Source organism: Modestobacter versicolor (genome assembly GCF_014195485.1).
GTDB lineage: Bacteria > Actinomycetota > Actinomycetes > Mycobacteriales > Geodermatophilaceae > Modestobacter > Modestobacter versicolor.
Genome location: NZ_JACIBU010000001.1, coordinates 1,142,735 through 1,164,697 on the forward strand (window position 1 = coordinate 1,142,735; position 21,963 = coordinate 1,164,697).

Below are 21,963 nucleotides of genomic sequence, written 5' to 3' on the forward strand. Positions count from 1 at the left end.
GTCAGCCGATCGGGTCGGTGTCGCCGTAGGGCCGCAGCCGCAGCTGCCGGGCGGTGCCGGTGGGCGTGGTGGCGCGCAGGGTGTCCAGGTCGTCGGCGCCGGCCCGCAGGAACCGGCCGGACCACTGGTCCAGCTCACCGGCGGCGATGGCCACGGCGAGCGCGACGACGTCCTCCGGGCGGGTCCACTCTGTGCGCCCGGCGTGCATCGGCATCGCCCGGGTCATCTCGGTGTCGATCACCCCGGGCGCCAGGTCGAAGGCCCGCACCCCGTGCGCGGCGCCGGCCAGGTCGATGCCCTCGGTGATCCGCATCTGCGCGCTCTTGCCGGCGGAGTAGGCGCTGTAGACGTCGCTCCCCCGGGTGCCCAGCCCGCTGCCCAGCCCGATCACCCGGCCGCCCCCGGCGGCGATCATCCCGGGGACGACCGCCCGGGAGACCAGGAACGGACCGCGCACCTGGCTCTCGACCACCTGCCACCACTGGTCCGGGTCGGCCTCCCACAGCGGCACCTCGGCGGCGTCGATCAGCCCGGCGTTGTTGACCAGCAGCGTCACCGGACCCAGCTCGGCGACCACCTGGGTGACCGCGGTCTGCACGGCGTCGGGGTCGGTGACGTCGGCCGCGACCGCCAGCGTGCGGGCGCCGGTGGCCCCGGCGACGTCGTCCATCGCCGCCATCAGCCGGTCGGCGGAGCGGGCCAGGCCGGCGACGGTCGCGCCGCGCTCGGCCAGCCCCTGCGCGAGGTACCGGCCGATGCCCGCCGACGCACCGGTGACCAGCGCGACGGTGCCGCTCAGGTCAGGCACGGAGGGCCGCCCCGGTGCGCTCGACCGCCAGCGCGACCGCGGCGTCGCGGGCGGCGTTGGCCTCCTCGCCGGTCAGCGTGCGGTCGGGCGCGCGCAGGGTGAGCGCGTAGGCCAGCGAGCGAGACCCGGCCGGCACCGGGGCGCCGGTGTAGACGTCGAAGAGCCGCAGCGCCTCGAGCAGCTCGCCGGCGCCCTCGCGGAGCGCGGACTCGACGGTGGCCGCCGGGACGTCGTCCGGCACGACCAGCGCGAGGTCGACCAGCACCGGCGGGAAGGTGGAGACGTGCGGCCCCACCGGGATCGGGGCGGCGGGCAGCGCGTCGACGTCGAGCTCCATCGCGCAGGTGCGCGGCGGCAGGTCCAGCGCCGCGACCACGCGCGGGTGCAGCTCGCCGGCGTGCCCGACGACGACGTCGCCGACCAGCAGCTCGGCGCAGCGGCCGGGGTGCCAGGGCGCCAGGGCGCCAGCGCGCACGGTCAGCTGCACGCCGGCGGTCGCGGCGACGACCCGGGCGGCCTGGACGGCGTCGGCCCAGTCGACCGGGCGGCCGGGCCCCCACCAGCCGCGCGGCTCGCGGTTGCCGGTCAGCGCGACGGCGACGTGCCACGGCTGCGGCGGCACCGCACCGAGCAGCGCGGCGAGGGTCTCGTCGTCGGGACGGCGGTCGACGCCGGGCACCGGGGCGGGCGTGCGGCGGTCGCCGGGGAACACCGAGCCGTGCTCGAAGACGGCGACGTCGCGCTGGCCGCGGGAGAGGTTGCGGGCCAGGGTGGCCAGCAGCCCGGGCAGCAGCGTGGTGCGCAGCGCCGGCTCCTCCTCCGACAGCGGGTTGCGCACCACCACGACCTGCCGGCGGACGTCGTCCGCGGGCAGGCCCAGCGCGTCCAGCGCCGCGGTGCCGACGAACGGGTAGGCCGGCGCCTCGACGTAGCCGGCCTCGGCGAGAGCGCGGCCGATGCTGCGCCGGCGGCGCTGCCGCTCGGTCAGGCCGCGGCCGGGCGGCACGCTGGGCAGCACGGAGGGGATGTCGTCGTAGCCGGCCAGCCGGACGACCTCCTCCACCAGGTCGGCCGGGTCGGTGAGGTCGGGCCGCCAGGACGGCGGGGTGACCTGCAGCATCGCCCCGTCGGCGTCGACGGAGGCGCCGACCGCGGTGAGCGACTCGATGACCTGCGAGGTGGGGTACTCGACCCCGGAGATGCGGGACGGCCGGCCGGCGTCCAGCGCGATGACCGGGCGCGGGCCGCGGGTGTCCGGGTCGACGGGGGCGCCGACGACGCGGGCGCCGCCGTACTCGCCGAGCAGCGCGGCCGCCCGGGCCAGCGCCACCACGGTGACCTCGGGGTCGGTGCCGCGTTCGAAGCGCTTGGCCGCCTCGCTGGGCAGCTTGTGCCGGCGCACCGTGCGGGCGATGCCGGTGGGCTCCCAGTGGGCCGCCTCCAGCAGCACGTTCGAGGTGCCGTCGCCGATCTCGGTGGACGCGCCGCCCATCACCCCGGCGAGGCCGATCGGGCCCGAGTCGTCGGTGATCAGCACGTCGTCGGGGTCCAGCGCCCGGTCGACGCCGTCCAGCGTGGTGAGCCGCTCCCCCGCCGTCGCCCGGCGGACGACGATCGGCCCGCGCACGGTGTCCCGGTCGAAGGCGTGCATCGGCTGGCCCAGCTCGAGCATCACGTAGTTGGTGACGTCGACGGCCAGCGAGATGCTGCGGATCCCCGACTGGGCCAGCCGGCGGCGCATCCACCAGGGGCTCGCCGCGGTCGGGTCCAGCCCCTCCAGGGCGATCATCGAGAACCGGTCGCAGCGATCGGCGTCGGCGACCTCGACCTGCCAGGCCGGCTCGCCGGACCAGGCCGGCGGGGTGACCGCACCGGGGTCGCGCCAGTCGACGGCCAGCCCGGTGCCCATCTCCCGGGCGATGCCGCGCATCGCGAGGCAGTAGCCCCGGTCGGGGGTCACGTTCAGCTCGATGACGACGTCGTCCAGCCCGAGGACGCCGGCGGCCGGGGTGCCCGGCTCGTAGCCGTCCCGCCCCAGCACCAGGATCCCGGCGTGGTCCTCGCCGATGCCCAGCTCCCGGACCGAGCAGATCATCCCGTCGGAGACGTGGTCGTAGGTCGTCCGGGCCGCGATCGCGAAGCCACCGGGCAGCACCGCACCCGGGAGCGCGACGACGACCAGGTCGCCGACGGCGAAGTTGCGGGCACCGCAGACGATGCCGCGGGGTGCGGCCTCGCCGACCTCCACCTGGCAGTACCGGATCGGCTTCTTGAAGCCGGTCAGCTCCTCGATCTCCAGCACCCGGCCGACGACCAGCGGGCCGGTGGTCTCCGGCGTGCGGTGGACCTCCTCGACCTCCAGGCCGAGCCGGACGAAGGCGGTGTCGAGGTCCTCGACCGTCGTGCCCGCGGGCAGGTCGACGTGCTCGGCCAGCCAGCCGATGGGGACGCGCACTACTGCTCAACTCCGAATGCCGTGGTGAAGCGGACGTCGCCCTCGACGATGTCGCGCATGTCGCCGACCTCGTGGCGGAACTGCAGGGCGCGCTCGATGCCGCAGCCGAACGCGAACCCGGTGAACTCCTCCGGGTCGATGCCGCAGGCGGTCAGCACCCGGGGGTTGACCATGCCGCAGCCACCCCACTCCACCCAGCGCGGCCCGTCGCGGTGCTCGGGGAACCAGACGTCGAACTCCGCCGAGGGCTCGGTGAACGGGAAGTAGGAGGGCCGCCAGCGGGTGACCGCGTCGGCGCCGAACAGCTGCCGGGCCAGGTGGTCCAGCGTGCCGCGCAGGTGCGCCATGGTGAGCCCGCGGTCGACGGCCAGCCCCTCGACCTGGTGGAACACCGGGGTGTGCGTCGCGTCGAGCTCGTCGGTGCGGTAGACCCGGCCGGGGGCGATCACGTAGATCGGCGGCCGGCGCTCGAGCATGGTGCGGGCCTGCACCGGGCTGGTGTGCGTGCGCAGCACCAGACCGGAGTCCGCAGGTGCCACGAAGAAGGTGTCCATCATCGACCGGGCCGGGTGGTCGGTGCTGATGTTCAGCGCGTCGAAGTTCAGCCACTCGGCCTCGAGCTCGGGGCCCTCGGCGACCTCGTACCCCATCCCGACGAAGACGTCGGCGATCCGGTCGGTCAGCGTGGTGAGCGGGTGCCGGGCGCCGCGCGGGGCGCGGTCCCAGGGCAGCGTGACGTCGACCCGCTCCTCGGCCAGCACCCGCTCGTCGCGCTCGGCCTCCAGCTGGGCGAGCCGCGCGGCGTAGGCGTCGGTGACGGCGACCCGGGCGGCGTTCACCCGCTTGCCGGCGTCGGAGCGGGCGGCCGGTGGCAGCGCGCCGAGCTCGCGGCGGGCCAGCAGCACCGGCGCGCGGTCGCCCAGGTGGGCCGGCCGGACGGCGGCCAGCGCCTCCAGGTCGGCGGCACCGGCGAAGGCCTCGGTCGCGGCGCTCACCGCGGCGTCGAGGGCCTCCGCGGACAGCGCGGCGACCTGCTTGGGGTCGTAGGGGTCGTTGGCGCCAGACACGGGAGGCCATTCTGCCCGGCGGGCCCCCGGGCCCGCGCGTGGGTTCCGGCCGGCGGCCTCCACCGGACGGGTGCCCCCCGGCCCGGGACCACGCGTGCCGGGCCGGGAACGTGCCGATCCTCCGCACGTGACCTCGACCGCAGCACCGGCCTCGTCGATCGACGAGGTGCTCCGCACCGGCTCCGTGCACAGCGTCTACCAGCCCATCGTGGAGCTGGACAGCGGACGCGTCGTCGCCTACGAGGCGCTCGCCCGCGGGCCGGAGGGCCCGCTGTACACCCCCGACACGCTGTTCGCCGCCGCCCGGTCCGCCGGCCGGCTCGCCGAGCTGGACGCGCTCTGCCGCTCCGCCGCCCTGCGCGGCGCCGTGGCCGCGGAGCTCGGCCCCCCGCTCACCGTCTTCGTCAACGTCGAGCCCGAGGTGCTGGAGTCCGCGCCGCTGGACGAGCTGCTGGCGATCGCGACCGCCGCGCCGGCCGGGCTGCGCGTCGTCGTCGAGATCACCGAGCGCGCGCTGGCCACCCGCCCCGCCGACCTGCTGCGCACCGTGCAGCGGGTCCGCGAGGTCGGCTGGGGCATCGCCCTGGACGACGTGGGCGCCGAGTCGATGTCCCTGGCCTTCATGCCGCTGCTGCGGCCGGACGTGGTCAAGCTGGACCTGCGGCTGGTGCAGCAGCGGCCCGGGCCGGCGGTCGCGGAGATCATGAACGCCGTCAACGGCTACGCCGAGCGGACCGGTGCCCTGGTGCTCGCCGAGGGCATCGAGGACGAGGCCCACCTGGCGATGGCGCACGCGCTGGGCGCGAGCCTCGGGCAGGGCTGGCACTTCGGCCGCCCCGGTCCGGGCGCGGTGCCCGGCAGCACGGTCGGCCGGCTGGAGCTGCCGTCGTCCGGTGCGCTCGGCGGGGACGCCGACGCCTCCCCCTTCAGCTGCCTGCCGGCCGGCACCCAGCTGCGCACCGCCCCCAAGGCGCTGCTGATCGAGCTGAGCAAGCACCTGGAGCGCCAGGCCATGCGGCTGGGTGAGACCTGCGTCGTCGCCTCGACCTTCCAGGAGGCCCGGCACTTCACGCCCGCCACCGCGCTGCGCTACCGCGACCTGGTCGCCCGCACCGGCTTCGTCTGCGCCCTGGGTGCCGACCTGCCGGTCGAGCCGCTGCCCGGCGTGCGCGGCGCGCACCTGGCCGAGGACGACCCGGTGCGCGGCGAGTGGGACGTCGTCGTGCTCAGCCCGCACTTCAGCGCCGCCCTGCTCGCCCGCGACCTCGGCGACGGCGGCCCGGACCTGCAGCGCCGGTACGAGTACGCGCTCACCTACGACCGGCAGACCGTCGAGCGGGCCGGCGTCTCGCTGGTCGCCCGGGTGGCCGCCGAGCCCGCACCGCCGGCCCCCGAGGTGGCAGCGGGCGACGTCGCGGCCCCGGCCGCGGTGACGGCCCGCCCCACCGGGCTCACCCCCGACGAGGTGCTGCTGCACCGCGCGCTCGCCGCGACCACCAGCGGCGTGGCGATCGCCGACATGACCTCCCCGGACCAGCCGCTGGTCTACGTCAACGCCGCTTTCGAGCAGCTGGCCGGGCTCACCCCCGGCGAGGCGCTGGGCCGCAACTGCCGCTTCCTGCAGGGGCCGGACACCGACCCCGGCACGGTGGACCGGATGCGCCAGGCGATCCGCGAGGGCAAGGAGTTCCGGGCCACCCTGCTCAACCACCGCGGCCCCGAGCGGGAGCCCTGGTGGAACGAGATCCACCTGGCGCCGGTGGTGGACGCCGCCGGGGACGTCGTCCAGTACATCGGCGTGCAGTCCGACGTCACCGCCCGGGTCACCGCCGAGCGCGAGCTGCTGCAGGAGCGCGACCGCACCCGCCGGCACCTGGCCCAGATCGAGGAGCTCGCCTACACCGACCCGCTCACCGCGCTGCCCAACCGGCGCCGGTTCGAGGAGCGGATGGAGGCCGCCCTCTGGCAGGCCCGGCTGGACGGCTCGGCGGTGGCGCTGCTGTTCCTGGACCTCGACGGGTTCAAGGCGGTCAACGACGCGCTCGGCCACGCGGCCGGCGACGAGCTGCTGCAGGTGGTGGCCGACCGGCTGCGCGGCCGGCTCCGCCGCGGCGACCTGCTGGCCCGGCTCGGCGGCGACGAGTTCCTCGTCGGCCTGCTCGGCCTCGACCCGGCGACGGCCGAGGCGGAGGCGGGGCGGGTTGCGGACCAGCTGCACGCCGTGCTCACCGAGCCGGTCGTGCTCGGCGCGCGGACGGTGCAGGTGCGGGCCAGCGTCGGGGTCAGCGTGCACCCCGACGACGGCGCGGAGTTCGGGCAGCTGCTGCACCGGGCCGACGCGCGGATGTACGCCCGGAAGCACCCGACCGCGGTCTGACCGGCCGCCGGCTCAGTGGCCGGTGGCGTCCAGCAGCTCCACCGGGAAGGGCGGGCGGTCCAGCCCGCGGACCCGGGTGTTGCCCCAGACGTCGTGCTCGGTGGTCTCGGCCCGCCCCTCGCCGTTCGGGGTGCGGACCACGACGACGGTGCGCACCGGCAGCCGGCGGTCGACCCGGCCGACCCACACCGTGGTGCCGGCGAGCGGGTCGAACCGGGCGACCAGGTGCGCCCGGGCGGCCTGCTCGGCGCCGTCGGGCAGCACCAGCACCACCGGGCCCTGGTGGCCCTCCGGCTCGTCGGGCCCGGCCGTCGTCGGCTCGCTCATCGGGGGCTCCCGTAGGGCAGCAGGGTGGACAACCCGCCCCAGGCCAGCGCGGTGAGCTGGTCGACCAGCGCGGCGGCCGGGACGGTGCGCGCGCCGGACCACCAGTGCGCGGCGAGCTGGACCATGCCGACGACCCCGTACGCCCAGGTGGCGGCGCCCTCGGTGGGCCGGCCGACGGCGGCCAGCCGGTCGCGCATCAGCCCGGCGAGCGCCTCGGCCACGGCGAGCTCGGTGCCGGCCACCGCGTCGGGCCGGCCGGAGCGCCCGGCGTGGGCGTAGGCGAAGCCGTAGAGCGCCGGCTCGTCCTCCACGAACTGGACGAACGCGCCGATGACCGAGCGCAGCCGCTCCAGGTCGTCGGCCCGCTCGATCGCGAGCTCGCCGAGCAGCCGGGGCAGCAGGACGGCGGTGGCCACCTGCTCCAGGACGGCGTCGACCAGCTCCTCCTTGTCGGCGAAGTACCGGTAGATGACCGTCTTCGACACCCCGGCGGACCGGGCGACGTCCTCGACGGCGAACTCCGGCCCGGCCAGCCGCACGGCCTCGACCCCTGCCGCGACGAACTCCTCGCGCCGGGCGCGCCGGTGCTCGGTCCAGCGGGAGCTGCGGCCGTCACCCGGTGGGCGCGGTGGCGTGCTGACGGCCTCCTGCATGCGCCGAAGATAGCCGACCTCTTGCATGTGTCGGACGATAACAGTTACTTTTCGACACGCCTACTGCACCGCCGTCCAGCAGGCACCACCGACCTCCGACGAGGGAGACCCACCGATGGCCGCGACGCTCACCGACGAGACCGCCAGCCGCCCGCCGTCCAAGGCCCCGGTCGACCGGCAGGAGATGTCCACCCGGCTGCTGCGGTCCGCGGCGAAGCGGTCCTACGACCCGGTGGTCGACATCGACTGGGCCGCCGACGTCCCGGCCGACCTCTACGGGCTGTCGCCGGAGTGGTCCTCGCTGTACGGCACGCCGCTGTGGGAGGAGATGACCCACGAGCAGCGGGTCACCCTGACGGTGCACGAGTACTGCTCGATCTCCGGCGTCGGCATCTGGTTCGAGGTGCTGCTCATGCAGCTGGTGCTCCGCGACGTCTACGGCGACGACCCGGCCCAGCCGCACTTCCAGTGGGCGCTGACCGAGATCGCCGACGAGTGCCGGCACTCGGTGATGTTCGCCCGGACGGCGGAGAAGTTCGGGGCGCCGTCCTACCAGCCGTCGGCGAAGGTGCTGGCGCTGGGCCGGGCGTTCGCCGCCAAGGGCAACGGGCCGGCCGCGTACGCCGCGATCCTGGTGGCCGAGGAGATCCTGGACATCTTCCAGCGTGACCTGATGAAGGACGAGCGGGTGCAGCCGCTGACCCGGGCGACCAGCCAGATCCACGTCGTCGAGGAGGCGCGGCACATGCGCTTCGCCCGCGAGGAGATCACCCGGCGCACCCCGCAGCTGTCCCGCTGGCAGCTGCGCAAGCAGCGCACGGTCGTGGCGGTGGTCGCCTCGATCATCGCCGACAACCTGGTGCAGCCCTCGGTCTACGCGGCCGCCGGGCTGGACGTCGACCGGGCGGTCGCCGCGGCTGAGGCCAACGACCACCACGCGGCCAAGCTCCGGGAGTCCGCGAGCGGCCTGGTCGGCTACCTGCGCGGCGTCGGCCTGATCGGCGGCCCGTCCGAGAAGCTCTGGCACCGCGCCCGCCTCCTCTGACGCCCCCCTGCCCCGAAGACGGCCATCTTCGGGGTCCACACGGCCCCGAAGACGGCCATCTCCGGGTGGGGCGGGGTCAGCGCTGGGCGAGCTGGGTGGCGTAGAGGCAGATCGAGGCGGCGACCGACAGGTTGAGGCTCTCCGCCCGGCCGCGCATCGGGATCCGCACCCGGGCGTCGGCCAGCGCGCCCAGCGCCGGGTCCAGCCCGCGCGCCTCGTTGCCGAACAGCCAGAGGACGGGTGCCGCGAGCAGCCCCTCGTCGGCGGCCTCGTCCAGGGCCACCTCTCCCCCGCCGTCGGCGGCGAGCACGGTCGTCCCGGCCGCCTGCACCCGCGGCACCAGCTCGGCCAGCGGTGCGCTGCGGACGACGTCGACGTGGAACAGGCTGCCGGCGCTGCTGCGCACGACCTTGCCGTTGTAGGGGTCGGTGGAGCCGGCGCCGAACACGACGGTGCTCGCACCGCACGCGTCGGCGGTGCGCAGGACGGTGCCGGCGTTGCCCGGGTCGGCGAGCTCGGCCAGCGCAACGGCCAGCCGCGGCGGGTCGCTGACCAGGGTGTCCGGGGCGACGTCGCGCAGCGCGCAGACCGCCACCAGGCCCTGCGGGGTCACCGTCTCCGACAGCGACGCGGCGGCCCGGTCGGTGAGCAGGTGCACCGGCACCCGGGTGGCGGCCAGCAGCTCGCGGTGGGTCGTCGCGGCCGCCTCGGTCGCGAACACCTCCAGGACGGCGCCCGGGTCGGTCTCCGCCTCGGCCAGCGCCTCGGACACCGCCTGCCGACCCTCGGCGAGGAAGGCACCGGCGTCGTCCCGGCCGCTGCGGCGGGTGAGCTTGCGGGCGGCGGCGACCCGAGCCGAGCGCTCGGTCAGCATCTCGGGCACGGGGCTCCTCTCGTGGGTGCGGACAGACGACGACGCCGTCGCGGGGAGGCGGGCTCCCCGCGACGGCGTCGTCGGGTGGTGTGCGGGTGTGCTGCCTGGATCAGGCGGCAGCGGCGCCGGTCGCCTCGGGGTTCGCGGCCAGGGCGGCGCGAGCCGACTCGACCAGCGAGGCGAAGGCGGCGGGCTCGTTGACGGCGAGCTCGGCCAGGACGCGGCGGTCCAGCTCGATGCCGGCCAGCTTGAGGCCCTGCATGAACCGGTTGTAGGTCATGTCGTTCTGCCGCGCCGCGGCGTTGATCCGGGTGATCCACAGCTTGCGGAAGTCACCCTTGCGGACCTTGCGGTCGCGGTAGTTGTAGGTGGCCGAGTGGAGGATCTGCTCCTTGGCCTTGCGGTACAGCCGCGAGCGCTGGCCGCGGTAACCGCTGGCCGCCTCGAGGGTGCTGCGACGCTTCTTCTGGGCGTTGACCGCCCGCTTCACGCGTGCCACGTGGAAGCTCCGTTCTGCTCGTGTGGAAAGGGGCGGTCAGAGACCGAGGAGCTTCTTCATCCGCGGCGTGTCGGCCTTGGAGAGGACTCCGGTGCCACTGATGCGGCGCTTCCGGGAGGAGGACTTCGCCTCGAACTTGTGCTGGTTGTTCTGGTGCTCACCCACCAGCTTCCCGGTGCCCGTGACGCGGATGCGCTTGGCAGCGCCCTTGTGGGTCTTGTTCTTCGGCATCTGTGGTCCTGTTCGTGTCAGCCCGGCGCCGCGCAGCAGTGCTGCGCGGCGCGGGTGCGTCGGGGGTGGTGCCGGCCTAGGCCGGGGGCGCCTGCTCGGCCGTCGCGGGCTCGTCGTGCGCAGCCTGCTTCTCCTGCTTGGCAGTTCGCCGCGCCGCGTCCGTCGCCGCCTGGTTCCGGTGCGGGGCGATCACCATGACCATGTTCCGGCCGTCCTGCTTGGGGTTGGACTCCACCACCCCGAGGTCGGCGACGTCGCCGGCCAGCCGCTGCAGCAGCTTGTAGCCCATCTCGGGGCGGGACTGCTCGCGACCGCGGAACATCACGGTGATCTTGACCTTGTCGCCGCCCTTGAGGAAGCGCTCGACGTGGCCCTTCTTGGTCTCGTAGTCGTGCGGGTCGATCTTCAGGCGCAGCCGCATCTCCTTGATGACGGTGAGCGCCTGGTTCCGCCGGGCCTCGCGGGCCTTCTGGGCGGCCTCGTACTTGAACTTGCCGTAGTCCATGAGCTTGACGACGGGCGGCCGGGCCATGGGCGCGACCTCGACCAGGTCGAGTTCGCTGTCCTGGGCCAGGCGCAGCGCCTCGCCGATCGACACGACGCCGACCTGCTCGCCCTCGGGTCCGACGAGACGGACCTCGGGGACGCGGATGCGGTCGTTGATGCGGGGCTCGGTGATGGCCTCTCCTCTGCTGCTGCGGTGAGGAGCCGGTGTCCCACCCGGGTCGCCGACGGGAAAAGGCCCCGTGAGCTCGTGCTCACGGGGCCCACTCGCCGGACGCCGACGGGCACCCCGGGGCGGGGGTGCTCGTGCGGGCCACGCACGCCGGAGAACCGGCCTGCGCGATCCGGGGACCTGGGTGCCTGCACGGCGCCAGGTGGGAGCGGGCTCCTCTTTGGTAGGCGGCCCGGGGGCCGCCGTGGTTCACGCGCCTCGATGTAGCGGGGGGAGGCGCGCTCAGAGTACAGCGTCCGCCCCCCTCCCGTCATTCCCGGGGGTACAGCAGGTCCTCGCGCGGGACGGCGTGCCGGGCCTGGTGGTCGGCCAGCAGCGCGCGCAGGCCCCGGACGGCGAGCAGCGCGCGCTCGCCGTCGGCCGCCTGCACCGCGGAGACGGCCAGCTCGTCGTCGTTGGTGAGCAGCAGCGTGGCCCACGGCGAGTGCCGGTCGAACCGCACCGAGCGCACCGCCGACCACGGCACGTCGTGGTTCATCACCACGTTGCGCACCCGGATGCCGTCGGCGTCCGCGTCGACCCGGGACCGGCCCACCATCAGCACGCCGGCGCCCATGGCCAGGCCCAGCCCGACCATCGCGACCTGGTCGGCGGTGTGGAAGGCGACCACGCCGGTGGTCGAGGACTTCAGCAGCACGGCGACGACGGTCATCACCGCGACCAGCCCGCCCGCGGCCAGCGCGGTGATCAGCCGCAGCCGCCGCGGGACGGCGGACACCGGGGAGGGCGAGGAGTCGGCGGGCACGCTCCCATGGTGCACTGCCGGTGCCGGCGGGGGTGTGCGTCACACGGTTGGAACACCGAGGCCGCACCATGGAGGGGTGACCGACCGCGCGCTCGACCGTCCCGTGGGCGGCCGTGCCGACGGCGCGGCCGCGCAGCCCGCCGCCGAGCCCGCGGCCGGCGTGCCCCCGGAGGGGACCACCGAGGAGCTGCTGCCGCTGCGCGGTTACACGGTGGCGGTGACCGCCGCCCGCCGGCGCGAGGAGCTCGGCGCCCTGCTCGACCGCCGCGGCGCCCGGGTCGTCTACGCCCCGGCCATCCGGATCGTCCCGCTCTCCGACGACGCCGACCTGGTCGCCGCGACCCGGGAGGTGCTGGCCGCCCCGGTCGACCTGGTGGTCGCGACGACGGGGGTCGGGTTCCGCGGCTGGCTCGAGGCCGCCGAGGCCTGGGACCTCCCGCTGCGCGAGCACCTGCAGACCTCCCGGGTGCTCGCCCGCGGCCCCAAGGCGCGCGGCGCGATCCGCGGCGCCGGGCTGGTCGACGCGTGGTCGCCGGGGTCGGAGAGCTCCGCGGAGGTGCTGCAGCACCTGCTGTCCGGCGCGGAGGGGCCGATCGAGGGCCGGCGGGTCGCCGTCCAGCTGCACGGCGACCCGCTGCCGGACCTGGTGTCCGGGCTCCGCCAGGCCGGGGCCGACGTGCTCACCGTGCCGGTCTACCGGTGGGTGCTGCCGGAGGACACCGCCCCGCTGCGCCGGCTGGTGACCGCGATCGCCGCCCGCGGCGTGGACGCCGTCACCTTCACCAGCGCCCCGGCCGCGGCCAGCCTGCTGCAGGTCGCCGCCGACGAGGGGGTGCGCTCCGCGGTCCTCGCCGCCTTCGCCGACGCCGTCCTGCCGGTGGCCGTCGGCCCGGTGACAGCCGGGCCGCTGGAGGCCGTGGGCATCCGCACCGTCCAGCCGGAGCGGGCCCGCCTCGGCGCGCTGGCCCGCTCGGTCGTCGCCGAGCTCCCCGCCCGGCACCCGGTGCTCACCTCCGGTCCGCACACGCTGCAGGTGCGCGGGCACGCCGCGGTGCTCGACGGCCGCCTGGTCGAGCTGCCGCCGGGGCCGATGGCGGTGCTGCGGGCGCTGGCCCGCCGGCCGGGCGTCGTCGTCTCCCGGCCCGACCTGCTCGCCGAGCTGTCCGGCGGCGGCGACGCGCACGCCGTGGAGATGGCTGTCACCCGGCTGCGCGCCGCGCTGGGCGCCCCGGTGGTCGAGACGGTGGTCAAGCGCGGTTACCGGCTGGCGGTCTAGACCGGGAGCGCACTGCCGTCCGGGAGGGGAGACTCGACCCATGGAACCGCCCGTGATGGACCTGGTCGGTTTCCTCCTGGCCCGGATGGCCGAGGACGCGCGCACCGCCGCCGACCTCGCCGCCGCGCAGGGCGAGGAGGGCACCGCCGAGCGACTCCGCGCCGACTGCGCGGCCAAGCGGAAGGTCGTGCTGGCCTGCCAGGCGGCCGCACCGGACCTCAGCTTCCTCGGCTCCCGGCCGCAGGGGCTGGCCGACTTCCCGATGCCGCCCAAGGACGCCCACCAGCTGGCCGCGGTCACCCTTGCTCTGCTGGCGACCCCGTACGCCGACCACCCCGACTACCAGCAGGTCTGGCGCCCATGAGGGACCCCTCTGCCCCCCACCGCTCGCAGGCTCGCGGCGGGCCCCTGCAGAGGGGCCGTCAGACGCCGGCGAGCTCGTTGCCGGGGCGCAGGTAGACGACCCAGGTGACCACGACGCAGACGGCGTAGAAGGCGATGAACGCGACGTACGCGCCGTCCCCGCTGCCGGTGGAGAGGAACGACTGGCGGAAGGCCAGGTTCACCAGCACCCCGCCGAAGGCGCCGATCGCGCCGGCGATGCCGATCAGCGCCCCGGACATCCGCAGCGCGTGCTTGTCCGCGACCGCGGAGTCGGTGCCGGCGGCGACCGCGTCCATCGCCCGGGCCCGGAAGATCGCCGGGATCATCTTGTAGGTCGAGCCGTTGCCGATGCCGCTGAGGACGAACAGCAGCACGAAGCCCACCAGGAACAGCGGCAGCGACTCCACCTGGCTGGCGGTGAGGACGACGCCCGCGCCGACCGCCATCGCGACGAAGTTCCAGAAGGTGATCCGGGCACCGCCGTACCGGTCGGCCAGCGAGCCACCGAGCGGCCGGATCAGCGAGCCCAGAAGCGGCCCCAGCCAGGTCAGCTGGGCGGCCGCCAGCGGCGTGGCGAAGTCGTCGGCGAACTGGTTCTGCAGCACCTGGCCGAAGGCGAACCCGAAGCCGATGAACGAGCCGAAGGTGCCGATGTAGAGGAAGGACATGATCCAGGTGTGGCCCTCGCGGGTGGCCTCCCGCATGGCCCGCGGCTGGTTGCGCGCCGTCGTCAGGTTGTCCATCACCAGCGCAGCCCCGACCGCGGCGACCACGATGAACGGCAGGTAGACGAAGAGCACGATCCGCGGGTGCTCGGCCCCGGCGGTCGCCAGCACCAGCAGTCCGATCAGCTGGATCACCGGGACGCCCAGGTTGCCGCCGCCGGCGTTGAGGCCGAGCGCCCAGCCCTTGAGCCGGGTCGGGTAGAAGGCGTTGATGTTGGTCATCGAGCTGGCGAAGTTGCCGCCACCGACGCCGGCCAGGCAGGAGACGACCAGCAGCGTCGTGTACGAGACGCCCGGCTCGAGCACGACCGCGGTGGCGATCGTGGGCACCAGCAGCGCCGCGGCGCTGATGATCGTCCAGTTCCGGCCGCCGAACTTGGCCACCGCGAAGGTGTAGGGCAGCCGGACGACGGCACCCAGCGCCGTGGGCAGCGTGGTGAGCAGGAACTTCCCGGCCGGGTCGATGCCGAAGACGGGCTCGGGCAGGAAGAGCACCATCACCGACCACAGGCTCCAGATGGAGAACCCGATGTGCTCGGAGAAGACCGAGAAGAACAGGTTCCGGCGGGCCACGCCCTTGCCGGTGGACTCCCAGAACTCGGGGTCCTCGGGTCGCCAGTCGTCGATCCACCGGCCGCCGAGCCGGCCGGGGGCGTGCTGCTGGAGGGGGGCGCCGGTCTGGGTGGCTGTGGCCATGCCGGAACGGTGGCGGCCCGGCGTTCCCCCGCCGTTGCCGTGGCGGTGAACTCGTGTTCCGTTGTGCTCACGCCCCCTGCCCCGCTGTGGTGAGGGGGCCCGCCCGCCAGGTGCGTTCCGCTCTCGCGCGCGCCATGATCGCGGCGTGAGGGACTCCATCGGCGACGAGCGCGCGCCCGGCCGGGACCTGGTGGAGACCGGGGAGCTGGTCGCCGGGTCGATGAGCCGTGCGGTCGCCGGCCTGCTGTTCGCGCCGGAGTCGAGCCCGCTGCGGCTCGACGACCGGCTCGCCTCCTGCCTGCGCGACGCCGCGACCACCGCCGCCGAGCTGCCGCTGACCTGGGAGCGCGCCCGGGCTGGTGCGGTGCTGGCCTTCGCCGCGGAGCTGTCGGTCACCCGCGCCCACCAGGGCCGCGCCGTGCGCACCGACGGGTTCTTCAGCGTCAGCACCGCCGCCCGGTCGGCGGCCGAGCGGCTGGTCGAGGACGTCGTCCAGGCCGCCCGGCAGACCACCGAGGAACGACGGGTGCGGCACCTGGGCTACCTGCTGGCCGAGGTCGTCGTCTCCCCCGACATCGACGTGGCGCTGGCCTCCCGCGCGCTGCAGCTCGCCGAGTCCTGCAGCTGGCGCCAGCTGGTCTACCTGGCCGCGGTCGGCCGGCGGGACCGTTCCCCGCTGCCGATGGGCTCGCTGGAGGAGGAGGCGCGGGGCTGGCGGGCCTGGGGCGCCCGCGAGGACGTCGCCGACCTGCAGCGCGCCGACCTGCTCGACCCGCCGCTGGCACCGGCCCGCCCGGGGCTGCGGCCCGAGCTGCGCCCGGCCGACCTGCGGCTCACCCGCCGCGGGGTGCTGGTGCACCGGCTGCTGGCGCTGGACTTCGTCCGCGAGGACGACGTCCAGGCCGCGCTGACCGACCTGGACCTCCCGCCCGCCTCGTGAAGGACCCGCTCGCCCCGCATGACCTGCGGCGGCAGCGGAGGATCAGGGCATGAGCCGCGACGACGAGCCGGGTCCCGACCCGGCGGTCGACGCCGTCACCGGGCTGCTCCCCCGGCTCGGGCCGCTCGCCGTGCTGCTCACCGACGACCGGGCCGACGCCGTCCGGCTGCTGTCCGCGGCGCTGGCCACCCCCAGCGCGCTGGACGACGCGGCGACGGCCCGCCGGGCGCTGACCGCTCCCCGGGACCGGCCCCGCTGGGCCGCCGAGCAGGTGGTCGGGACGCTCGCGCCGGTCGTCCCGGCCGACGAGGACCCGGTGCTGGCCGCGGCGCTGCGGTCGCTGCCCGCCGGCGTCCGGGCGGCCGCCGTGCTGCGGCTGGTGGACGGCCCGCCCGCCGGGGACGACGACGCCGTCGCCGCGCTCGCCGCGGCCGTGGCCCGCGGCGACGACGAGCAGCGCCGCGAGCGCGACCGGGCGACGGCGGCGTTCCGGGCCCCGGGGGCGGCAGCCGGTCCCGCGGCGCCGGCCGTGCCGCTCGCCGACCGGCTCGCCCGGCTGGCCGCCGGCCGTCCCCTCCCGCCGACCGCCGCCGCGGAGGTCGCCGCGGCGGTCGCTGCCGCCCGGCGGGGCCGGCGCCGCCGCCGGTACCGGCTGGTGGGTGCCGCCGCGCTGGTCGCCGTCCTGCTCGCCCTGGTCCCGCTGCTGCCGCAGCCCGGACCGCCGGCCCCGGTCACCGACGTCTACGCCGGGAGCCCGCGCGGCTCGTTGGCCGGCGACGAGGAGTTCCTGCGGGAGATGCGCGCGCAGAGCTGGTCGGGCACCGACCTGGCCACCACCTCGCCGCCGGCCACCCGCCGGGTGGTGTTCGCCGGCGACGTGCCCGGCGGCCGGTGGGCGCTCGTGGTGACCGGGGAGGGGGCCAACCGGGCGGCCGCCTGGTTCTCCGGCCCGGAGGGGGCCCAGGCCGGGCGGCTCCGGCTGCGGTCGGTGGCCCTGGACCCGGACCCGGCGCTCCCGGTGTCGCTGGCCGACCCGTCGACCGGGGCGCTGGTCGTGGTCGGCGCCCCGGGCGACACCGTGGCGGTGTCCGAGCGGCCGGAGGTGACGGCCGACGGTTCCCTGGCGCGGGAGACCACCGACGTCCCCGCCCCCGACGGGGTGGCCGTCGCCGCGCTCACGCCGCTCCCGGGTGCCCCGCAGAGCGCCGTCCGGGTCGAGGTGGAGCGGGACGGTCGCCGGGTCGACGTCGCCCCGCCGGTGTTGCTCACCCCCGACGGTGCCGACCGCGCGGTGCTGCCCGAGGGCACCCGGCTGCGGCCGGCACCGCGACCGGCGGTCGGCGACTCCGCCGTGGCCGTCCGGCTCGCCACGGTGCTCGGCCAGCTGGGGCAGTCCCCGGCCACCGCGCAGGTCACCACCCTGTGGGCCGGCGACCTCCCCGGCCCCAACGACCAGCCGACCCGGCTCACCGTCGTCGCCCTCCCCCAGCCCTCGGGCGCCGTCGTGGTCACCGCTCCCTACGGCTACGCCGCCGACCTGTCCGGCCGGTCGGGCAGCTCGTGGTGCGGCACCGGGGTGCTGCCCGCCGGCGAGCCGCTGGACCAGCGGGTCGTCGCGGTGCAGTGCGACCTCAGCGACGGCCGGGTGACCCGGGAGATCAGCCGGTTCCTCGTCGTCCTCGCCCCGCCGACGGCGACCTCGGTGCAGCTGCTCGACGCCGGCGGGGTGCTGCTGAGCGCGCACCCGATGGCCGACGGCGTCGCGGTCGTCCGGTCACCGGGCGAGGTCGCGATGGTGACGGTCACCGGTGCCGACGGCGGGACGGCGATGGCGGCCCCGCTGGTGGACACCCCGCTGGACGGCTGAGCCGGGTGATCGTGACCGGTTCGTGACCGGGGCTGTGGGTCTGCTGGGCGTCCCACCTCGTGTAAGAGGTGACGGACGGCGAGAGGGGACCCGCGGGCGTGGGCACTGGGGACGGCAGCAGCTTCGAGGACTTCGTGTCCCGGGAGCAGCCTGCCCTGCTGCGCCTGGCGGTCCTGCTCACCGGCGACCGCGGACATGCGGAGGACCTGGTGCAGACGGCCCTGCTGAAGACCTACCGGCACTGGGGGCGGATCGCCCGCACCGGAGAACCGACCGGCTACGTGCGCCGGGTGCTGGTCACCACGCACACCAGCTGGCGACGGCGGCTCTGGACGACCGAGCAGGTGGTGGACGCCCTGCCCGACCGGGTGGACCCCACCGTCGTGCCGGACGGCGACGAGGAGCTGCGCGCCGCGCTCCGGTCGCTGCCGCCGCGGATGCGCACCGCGGTCGTGCTGCGCTTCTACGCCGACCTCTCGCAGCTGCAGACCGCCCAGCTGATGGGCTGCTCGGAGAGCACCGTGAACACCCAGACCGCCCGCGGGCTGACCCGGCTGCGCACGCTGCTCGCCGCCCCGGTGTTCGCCGCGGAGGAGGGATCGTGATGGACGAGACCGAGCTGCAGCACCGGCTCACCCGGCTGGCCGAGCGGACCGCTCCCCCGCCGCGCGAGTCGCTCGCCGAGGTCGTCGTCGCCCGGCACCGCAGCCAGGGCCGGCAGGTCGCCGGCATCACCGCGCTGGTGGCCGCCGTGGCCGCCGTCGTGGTCGCCGTGCCGTCGCTCACCGGCGGGCCGGCCCAGCCGACGGCCGCGACGTCGGCCGACGGGCTGCCCGCACCCGTCGACGACTGGGCCGGCGGCCTGCTCACCACCCCCACCCGCGGCTCGCTCGCCGCCGACACCGCCTTCGTCGAAGGTGTCCGCCAGCTGTCCTGGCAGAACCCGATGGCCGGGCCCCACGACGACGACCCGGACGCGCCGCTGGACACCCGGGTCGTCGTCTACGCCGGCGACGTCGCCGGGGCCCGGTTCGCCCTGGTCGCCGGGGAGAACACCGCCCAGGTCGATGACGACCCCGCGCTGCAGACCGACGCGGGCGTGCTGAGCGACGTCGCCATCGCCTGGTACCTCGGCCCGGCGGGCGCCGCAGCCGGCGACATGACCCTGCAGAGCGTGCCCCGCGGCGTCGACTCCTACGGCGGGCCGGCCGGCTTCTTCGACGGCGCCACCGGGGCGCTGGTCGTGGTCGGCGAGCCGGGTGACGCGATGACGGTCTCGCCGCGCCCGGTGGTGGCCGCCGACGGCTCGGTGGTGCGCGAGCAGGTGCCGGTCGAGGCGCCGGACGGGATCGGCACGGCGGTCTTCCCGGCCGGCTCGGTCTCGGGGACGTCCCTCCGCTACACGGTCGTCCGGGGCACCGAGTCCTGGACGTCCAGCCCCAGCTGGACCGGTTCCGACTCGTCGGCGCCCCAGGTCCCCGTCACCTGGCTGCGCCCCGCGCCGGCACCAGGACCGGTCGACTCGCTGGCCGAGTGGGAGCCGCAGCAGCTGCTCGAGCGCCTCGGCCTGCTGGCCGAGGAGGTGCAGTTCTCGATGGTCTGGGCCGGGGACGTCCCCTCACCGGTGGAACGCACGTCCCGCGTCAGCCTGCTCGCGGCGACCCTCCCGTCCGGAGCGGTGTACCTGCAGTGCTCGCTCGGGCTCGACCTCGGCAACGGCAGCGCCGGCGGGACCTGGTGCGGGAGCGGGATCCGGCCCGCTGGGACGCCGCTGGCCGAGCAGACCGTCGTCGTCCGCTCCGACGCCACGGACATGTCCAGGAACTCCGACGTCGTCAGCAGCCTGATCGTCGTCGCACCGCCCACCGCGGTGGCGGCCCGGGCCGTCGACCTCGACGGTGCGGTGCTGGCCGGGTTCCCGCTGGTCGACGGGGTGGCCGTGGTGCCGTTCCCCGAGCGCGCGGCGACCGTCGAGACGCTGGCCGCGGACGGCACGGTGCTGGAGAGCACCCGCCCGCTGACGATGGCCGACCTCGGTGACTGAGCTCCCGGCCGAGCCCGCCTCGGTGATCGCCGCCCGGCAGCTGGCCGAGGAGGCACGGGTCCGGCGCACCGCCGTGCGCCGGTCACCGCTGCGCCCGGCCCCGCACCCCGTGCCGTGAAGGGCCTCCTCGCCTTCGGGGCGGCTCTGGCCGCCGTGCTGGTCGTCCTCACCTGGGGCCACGGCGACGTCGCCTGCCCGGCGATCGGCTGGGGCTCGACGGTCCGGGTCGAGCTGGCCGGGGACTGGTCGGGCCAGCCGCTGGGGGTGGTCGAGCTGACGTGCACGCCCGGGTGCGAGCCCCTCACCGTGCTCGACGAGGTCACCGGCGAGCCGGTGCAGCTCGGGACCGCGCCGGACCCGCTCGTCCGGCCGGTGTTCGGGGAGCAGCCCAGGTCAGCGGTCGCGACGGTGCGCGCGGCCGACGGGACCGTGCTGGCCCGGGTGGAGTCCGCGCTGCGGTTCGAGCGGGTCGGCGGCACCGAGGAGTGCGGTGGGCCGACGGAGGCGGTCGTGGCGGTGCCCGCGCCGTGAGGGTGGTCGTGGCGGTCGCCGTCCTCCTGGCGCTGGCCGGCTGCGAGGACGAGGCGACGGTCTGCCCGGCGTCCGCGGCGGTCGTGCTGCCGAACGTGGTGGTGCAGCTCGAGCGCTGGCCGGCCGCCGACTCCGCCGTCCTGCAGTGCGCGCCGGCCTGCGTGCCGGGCCTGGCCGGCGACGACCGCACCGAGCTGACCGTGCCGGTGGTGGACGGCGTCGCCGGGTTCGACGTGTTCGCCAGCCCGGCCACGGTGGCGGTCACCGTGCTCGCTGCCGACGGCACGGAGCTGACCCGGCTGGAGACCGAGCTGGACTGGGCGCGGGTCGGCGGCAGCGAGGAGTGCGGCGGTCCGGTGGTGGCGACCGTCGACGTCCCCGGCTGAGCGGCGTCAGGCCGCCGAGCGCGCGTAGGCGGCCGGCGTCGTGGCGAGCATCCGGCGGAAGTGCCGGGTCAGGTGCGGTTGGTCGGCGAAGCCGGCGACGGCCGCGACCTGCGCGACCGGCATGCCGTCCAGCAGCAGCCGGCGGGCCAGGTCGATCCGGCGGCCGGTGAGGTACCGGTGCGGCGGCAGCCCGTGCCGCCGGGTGAACGCCCGGACGACGTGGGTGGGGTGCACCCCGAAGAGCGCGGCCGCCTCGGCCAACGGGAGCCCCTCCGCGACCCGGGCGTCGATCAGCTCCCGCACCCGGTCGGCCAGCGCGTCGTCCCGCACGTCCGGTGCCGCGACGACGGCGCGGTCCAGGTGCTGGCCGAGCCGCTCGAGCACGAAGCCGAGCCGGCTCTCCGCCTCCAGGGCGTCCCCGCCCGCGCGCAGCACCCCGTGCAGCACCGACAACCGCTCGCGCAGCGCGGCGTCGTCGAAGGCCGGCTGGTCGACGCACCGGCCGGCCCGCTCGGCGCCGAGCGTGGCCGGCGCCAGGTAGAGCACCCGCTTGCGGAACCCGGCCGGTGACTGCGACCGGCCGTCGTGCGGGACGTCTGGCGGCAGCAGGGTGACCAGCCCGCGGGTGGCGCCGTGCGCGTGCCGGTCCAGGTCGTAGCGGACGGCGCCGTCGTCGACCAGCAGCAGCGTCCACGCCCCGTGGGTGTGCGAGGGGTAGACGTGGTCGGTGAAGTGGGCGTGCAGCACCTCGGTCAGGCCGGGGACCTCCGGCCGCCAGGCGACCACCTCGCTCACGGTCAGGAACGTACAAGAACGCCGCGGCGCCGGGCTCCAGGCTGAGCAGCATGGACACCCCCGACGAGGCACCCCGCTGGGCCACCAAGATCGCCGTCCTGCTGCGCGAGGACCTCGCACCGTGGCAGGCCCTCAACGTCACGTCGTTCCTGGTCAGCGGGATCGTCGCGACCGGGCCCGAGCTGGTCGGCGAGCCCTACGAGGACGCCGACGGCACCGGTTACCTGCCGATGATCCGCCAGCCGGTGCTCGTGCTGGCCGGGCCGGGCGAGCTGCTGCGCACCGCGCGCACCCGGGCGCTGGAGCGCAGCCTGACCCCCGCCGTCTTCACCGCCGAGCTGTTCAGCACCCCCGGCGACGTGCAGAACCGGGCCGCGGTCAAGGCGGTCGCCGGCGCCGACCTGGACCTGGTGGGCCTCGCCGTCCACGGCCCGAAGAACGCGGTCGACAAGGTCGTGAAGGGCGCCCGCATGCACCCCTGAGCAGGTTTCGGCGCCGAACC

24 protein-coding genes are annotated in these 21,963 nt (G+C 76.0%); 12 read left to right on the forward strand and 12 right to left on the reverse strand.

Annotated features, from left to right (window positions below):
• Window position 1: 1 nt before the first annotated feature.
• The 3 genes from FHX36_RS05525 to pheS are packed head-to-tail and all read right to left on the reverse strand — an operon-like array spanning window position 2 to window position 4,330.
• Window positions 2–808 (reverse strand): SDR family NAD(P)-dependent oxidoreductase, encoded by an 807-nt coding sequence (locus tag FHX36_RS05525; protein ID WP_183513571.1) that lies wholly within the window; start codon window positions 806–808, stop codon window positions 2–4.
• Entirely contained in the window at window positions 801–3,263 is a 2,463-nt protein-coding gene (gene pheT / locus FHX36_RS05530; protein ID WP_183513572.1) for a phenylalanine--tRNA ligase subunit beta, read from the reverse strand. The genes FHX36_RS05525 and pheT overlap by 8 nt, the downstream gene beginning before the upstream one ends.
• Complete coding sequence (gene pheS, locus FHX36_RS05535; RefSeq protein WP_183513573.1) at window positions 3,263–4,330, reverse strand: phenylalanine--tRNA ligase subunit alpha; 1,068 nt, start codon at window positions 4,328–4,330, stop codon at window positions 3,263–3,265. Before pheS ends, pheT begins: the two co-directional genes overlap by 1 nt.
• 127 nt (window positions 4,331–4,457) lie before the next feature.
• On the opposite strand from pheS, the gene FHX36_RS05540 reads away from it, so the two are divergent.
• A complete protein-coding gene (locus FHX36_RS05540; RefSeq protein ID WP_183513575.1) occupies window positions 4,458–6,707 on the forward strand; it encodes a diguanylate cyclase domain-containing protein in 2,250 nt (749 codons plus the stop codon).
• Between the two features lie 12 nt (window positions 6,708–6,719).
• Here FHX36_RS05540 and FHX36_RS05545 read toward each other — a convergent pair whose 3' ends face one another.
• Together FHX36_RS05545 and FHX36_RS05550 are read right to left on the reverse strand one after the other, a co-directional pair.
• Window positions 6,720–7,034 carry a DUF4873 domain-containing protein gene (locus FHX36_RS05545; protein ID WP_110552846.1) on the reverse strand — a complete coding sequence of 105 codons (315 nt, stop codon included), beginning with the start codon at window positions 7,032–7,034 and terminating at the stop codon, window positions 6,720–6,722.
• Window positions 7,031–7,687: a TetR/AcrR family transcriptional regulator gene (locus FHX36_RS05550; protein WP_181428824.1), complete on the reverse strand. Its 657-nt coding sequence runs from the start codon at window positions 7,685–7,687 to the stop codon at window positions 7,031–7,033. The genes FHX36_RS05545 and FHX36_RS05550 overlap by 4 nt, the downstream gene beginning before the upstream one ends.
• A 115-nt stretch (window positions 7,688–7,802) precedes the next feature.
• Between FHX36_RS05550 and FHX36_RS05555 the strand changes: the two genes are divergently transcribed.
• Window positions 7,803–8,732: an AurF N-oxygenase family protein gene (locus FHX36_RS05555; RefSeq protein ID WP_110552848.1), complete on the forward strand. Its 930-nt coding sequence runs from the start codon at window positions 7,803–7,805 to the stop codon at window positions 8,730–8,732.
• 76 nt (window positions 8,733–8,808) lie between these two features.
• Here the strand turns inward: FHX36_RS05555 and FHX36_RS05560 are convergent, their stop codons facing one another.
• From FHX36_RS05560 to FHX36_RS05580, 5 genes are all read right to left on the reverse strand, one after another.
• Window positions 8,809–9,606 carry a TrmH family RNA methyltransferase gene (locus FHX36_RS05560; protein WP_110552857.1) on the reverse strand — a complete coding sequence of 266 codons (798 nt, stop codon included), beginning with the start codon at window positions 9,604–9,606 and terminating at the stop codon, window positions 8,809–8,811.
• Window positions 9,607–9,715: 109 nt separating this feature from the next.
• Window positions 9,716–10,105: a 50S ribosomal protein L20 gene (gene rplT, locus FHX36_RS05565; RefSeq protein ID WP_110552849.1), complete on the reverse strand. Its 390-nt coding sequence runs from the start codon at window positions 10,103–10,105 to the stop codon at window positions 9,716–9,718.
• 36 nt (window positions 10,106–10,141) lie between these two features.
• The gene (gene rpmI, locus FHX36_RS05570) at window positions 10,142–10,336 is read right to left on the reverse strand and encodes a 50S ribosomal protein L35 (protein WP_110552850.1); all 195 of its coding nucleotides are present in this window, start codon (window positions 10,334–10,336) and stop codon (window positions 10,142–10,144) included.
• 76 nt (window positions 10,337–10,412) lie between these two features.
• A complete protein-coding gene (gene infC / locus FHX36_RS05575) occupies window positions 10,413–11,015 on the reverse strand; it encodes a translation initiation factor IF-3 (RefSeq protein ID WP_110552851.1) in 603 nt (200 codons plus the stop codon).
• A 307-nt stretch (window positions 11,016–11,322) separates the two neighbouring features.
• Window positions 11,323–11,817, reverse strand: a complete 495-nt coding sequence (locus FHX36_RS05580; RefSeq protein ID WP_110552852.1) for a PH domain-containing protein — start codon at window positions 11,815–11,817, stop codon at window positions 11,323–11,325.
• 76 nt (window positions 11,818–11,893) lie between these two features.
• Between FHX36_RS05580 and FHX36_RS05585 the strand changes: the two genes are divergently transcribed.
• Both FHX36_RS05585 and FHX36_RS05590 read left to right on the forward strand, forming a co-directional pair.
• Window positions 11,894–13,093, forward strand: coding sequence for a uroporphyrinogen-III synthase (locus tag FHX36_RS05585; RefSeq protein ID WP_110552853.1), 1,200 nt, complete (start codon window positions 11,894–11,896; stop codon window positions 13,091–13,093).
• Between the two features lie 40 nt (window positions 13,094–13,133).
• Complete coding sequence (locus FHX36_RS05590; RefSeq protein ID WP_110552854.1) at window positions 13,134–13,457, forward strand: DUF6221 family protein; 324 nt, start codon at window positions 13,134–13,136, stop codon at window positions 13,455–13,457.
• A gap of 58 nt (window positions 13,458–13,515) precedes the next feature.
• On the opposite strand, the gene FHX36_RS05595 is transcribed toward FHX36_RS05590, so the two are convergent.
• Window positions 13,516–14,898, reverse strand: coding sequence for a nitrate/nitrite transporter (locus FHX36_RS05595; RefSeq protein ID WP_110552855.1), 1,383 nt, complete (start codon window positions 14,896–14,898; stop codon window positions 13,516–13,518).
• Between the two features lie 145 nt (window positions 14,899–15,043).
• On the opposite strand from FHX36_RS05595, the gene FHX36_RS05600 reads away from it, so the two are divergent.
• The 7 genes from FHX36_RS05600 to FHX36_RS05625 all read left to right on the forward strand — a co-directional run bounded on the left by FHX36_RS05600 (window position 15,044) and on the right by FHX36_RS05625 (window position 20,666).
• Window positions 15,044–15,838 carry a hypothetical protein gene (locus FHX36_RS05600; RefSeq protein WP_110552856.1) on the forward strand — a complete coding sequence of 265 codons (795 nt, stop codon included), beginning with the start codon at window positions 15,044–15,046 and terminating at the stop codon, window positions 15,836–15,838.
• Between the two features lie 49 nt (window positions 15,839–15,887).
• The gene (locus FHX36_RS05605; RefSeq protein ID WP_183513576.1) at window positions 15,888–17,705 is read left to right on the forward strand and encodes a hypothetical protein; all 1,818 of its coding nucleotides are present in this window, start codon (window positions 15,888–15,890) and stop codon (window positions 17,703–17,705) included.
• 98 nt (window positions 17,706–17,803) lie between these two features.
• Window positions 17,804–18,310 carry a SigE family RNA polymerase sigma factor gene (locus tag FHX36_RS05610; RefSeq protein ID WP_110552375.1) on the forward strand — a complete coding sequence of 169 codons (507 nt, stop codon included), beginning with the start codon at window positions 17,804–17,806 and terminating at the stop codon, window positions 18,308–18,310.
• Window positions 18,310–19,749 (forward strand): hypothetical protein, encoded by a 1,440-nt coding sequence (locus tag FHX36_RS05615; RefSeq protein WP_110552374.1) that lies wholly within the window; start codon window positions 18,310–18,312, stop codon window positions 19,747–19,749. The genes FHX36_RS05610 and FHX36_RS05615 overlap by 1 nt, the downstream gene beginning before the upstream one ends.
• Complete coding sequence (locus FHX36_RS23370) at window positions 19,742–19,867, forward strand: hypothetical protein (RefSeq protein ID WP_258372742.1); 126 nt, start codon at window positions 19,742–19,744, stop codon at window positions 19,865–19,867. Before FHX36_RS05615 ends, FHX36_RS23370 begins: the two co-directional genes overlap by 8 nt.
• Window positions 19,864–20,280 carry a hypothetical protein gene (locus FHX36_RS05620; RefSeq protein WP_110552373.1) on the forward strand — a complete coding sequence of 139 codons (417 nt, stop codon included), beginning with the start codon at window positions 19,864–19,866 and terminating at the stop codon, window positions 20,278–20,280. The genes FHX36_RS23370 and FHX36_RS05620 overlap by 4 nt, the downstream gene beginning before the upstream one ends.
• A complete protein-coding gene (locus FHX36_RS05625) occupies window positions 20,277–20,666 on the forward strand; it encodes a hypothetical protein (protein WP_146251597.1) in 390 nt (129 codons plus the stop codon). Before FHX36_RS05620 ends, FHX36_RS05625 begins: the two co-directional genes overlap by 4 nt.
• Before the next feature lie 6 nt (window positions 20,667–20,672).
• Here the strand turns inward: FHX36_RS05625 and FHX36_RS05630 are convergent, their stop codons facing one another.
• Window positions 20,673–21,461 carry an AraC family transcriptional regulator gene (locus FHX36_RS05630; protein ID WP_110552371.1) on the reverse strand — a complete coding sequence of 263 codons (789 nt, stop codon included), beginning with the start codon at window positions 21,459–21,461 and terminating at the stop codon, window positions 20,673–20,675.
• A gap of 50 nt (window positions 21,462–21,511) precedes the next feature.
• Here FHX36_RS05630 and FHX36_RS05635 point away from each other — a divergent pair, with 50 nt between their 5' ends.
• Window positions 21,512–21,943: a DUF2000 domain-containing protein gene (locus FHX36_RS05635; protein ID WP_110552370.1), complete on the forward strand. Its 432-nt coding sequence runs from the start codon at window positions 21,512–21,514 to the stop codon at window positions 21,941–21,943.
• Window positions 21,944–21,963: the final 20 nt, after the last annotated feature.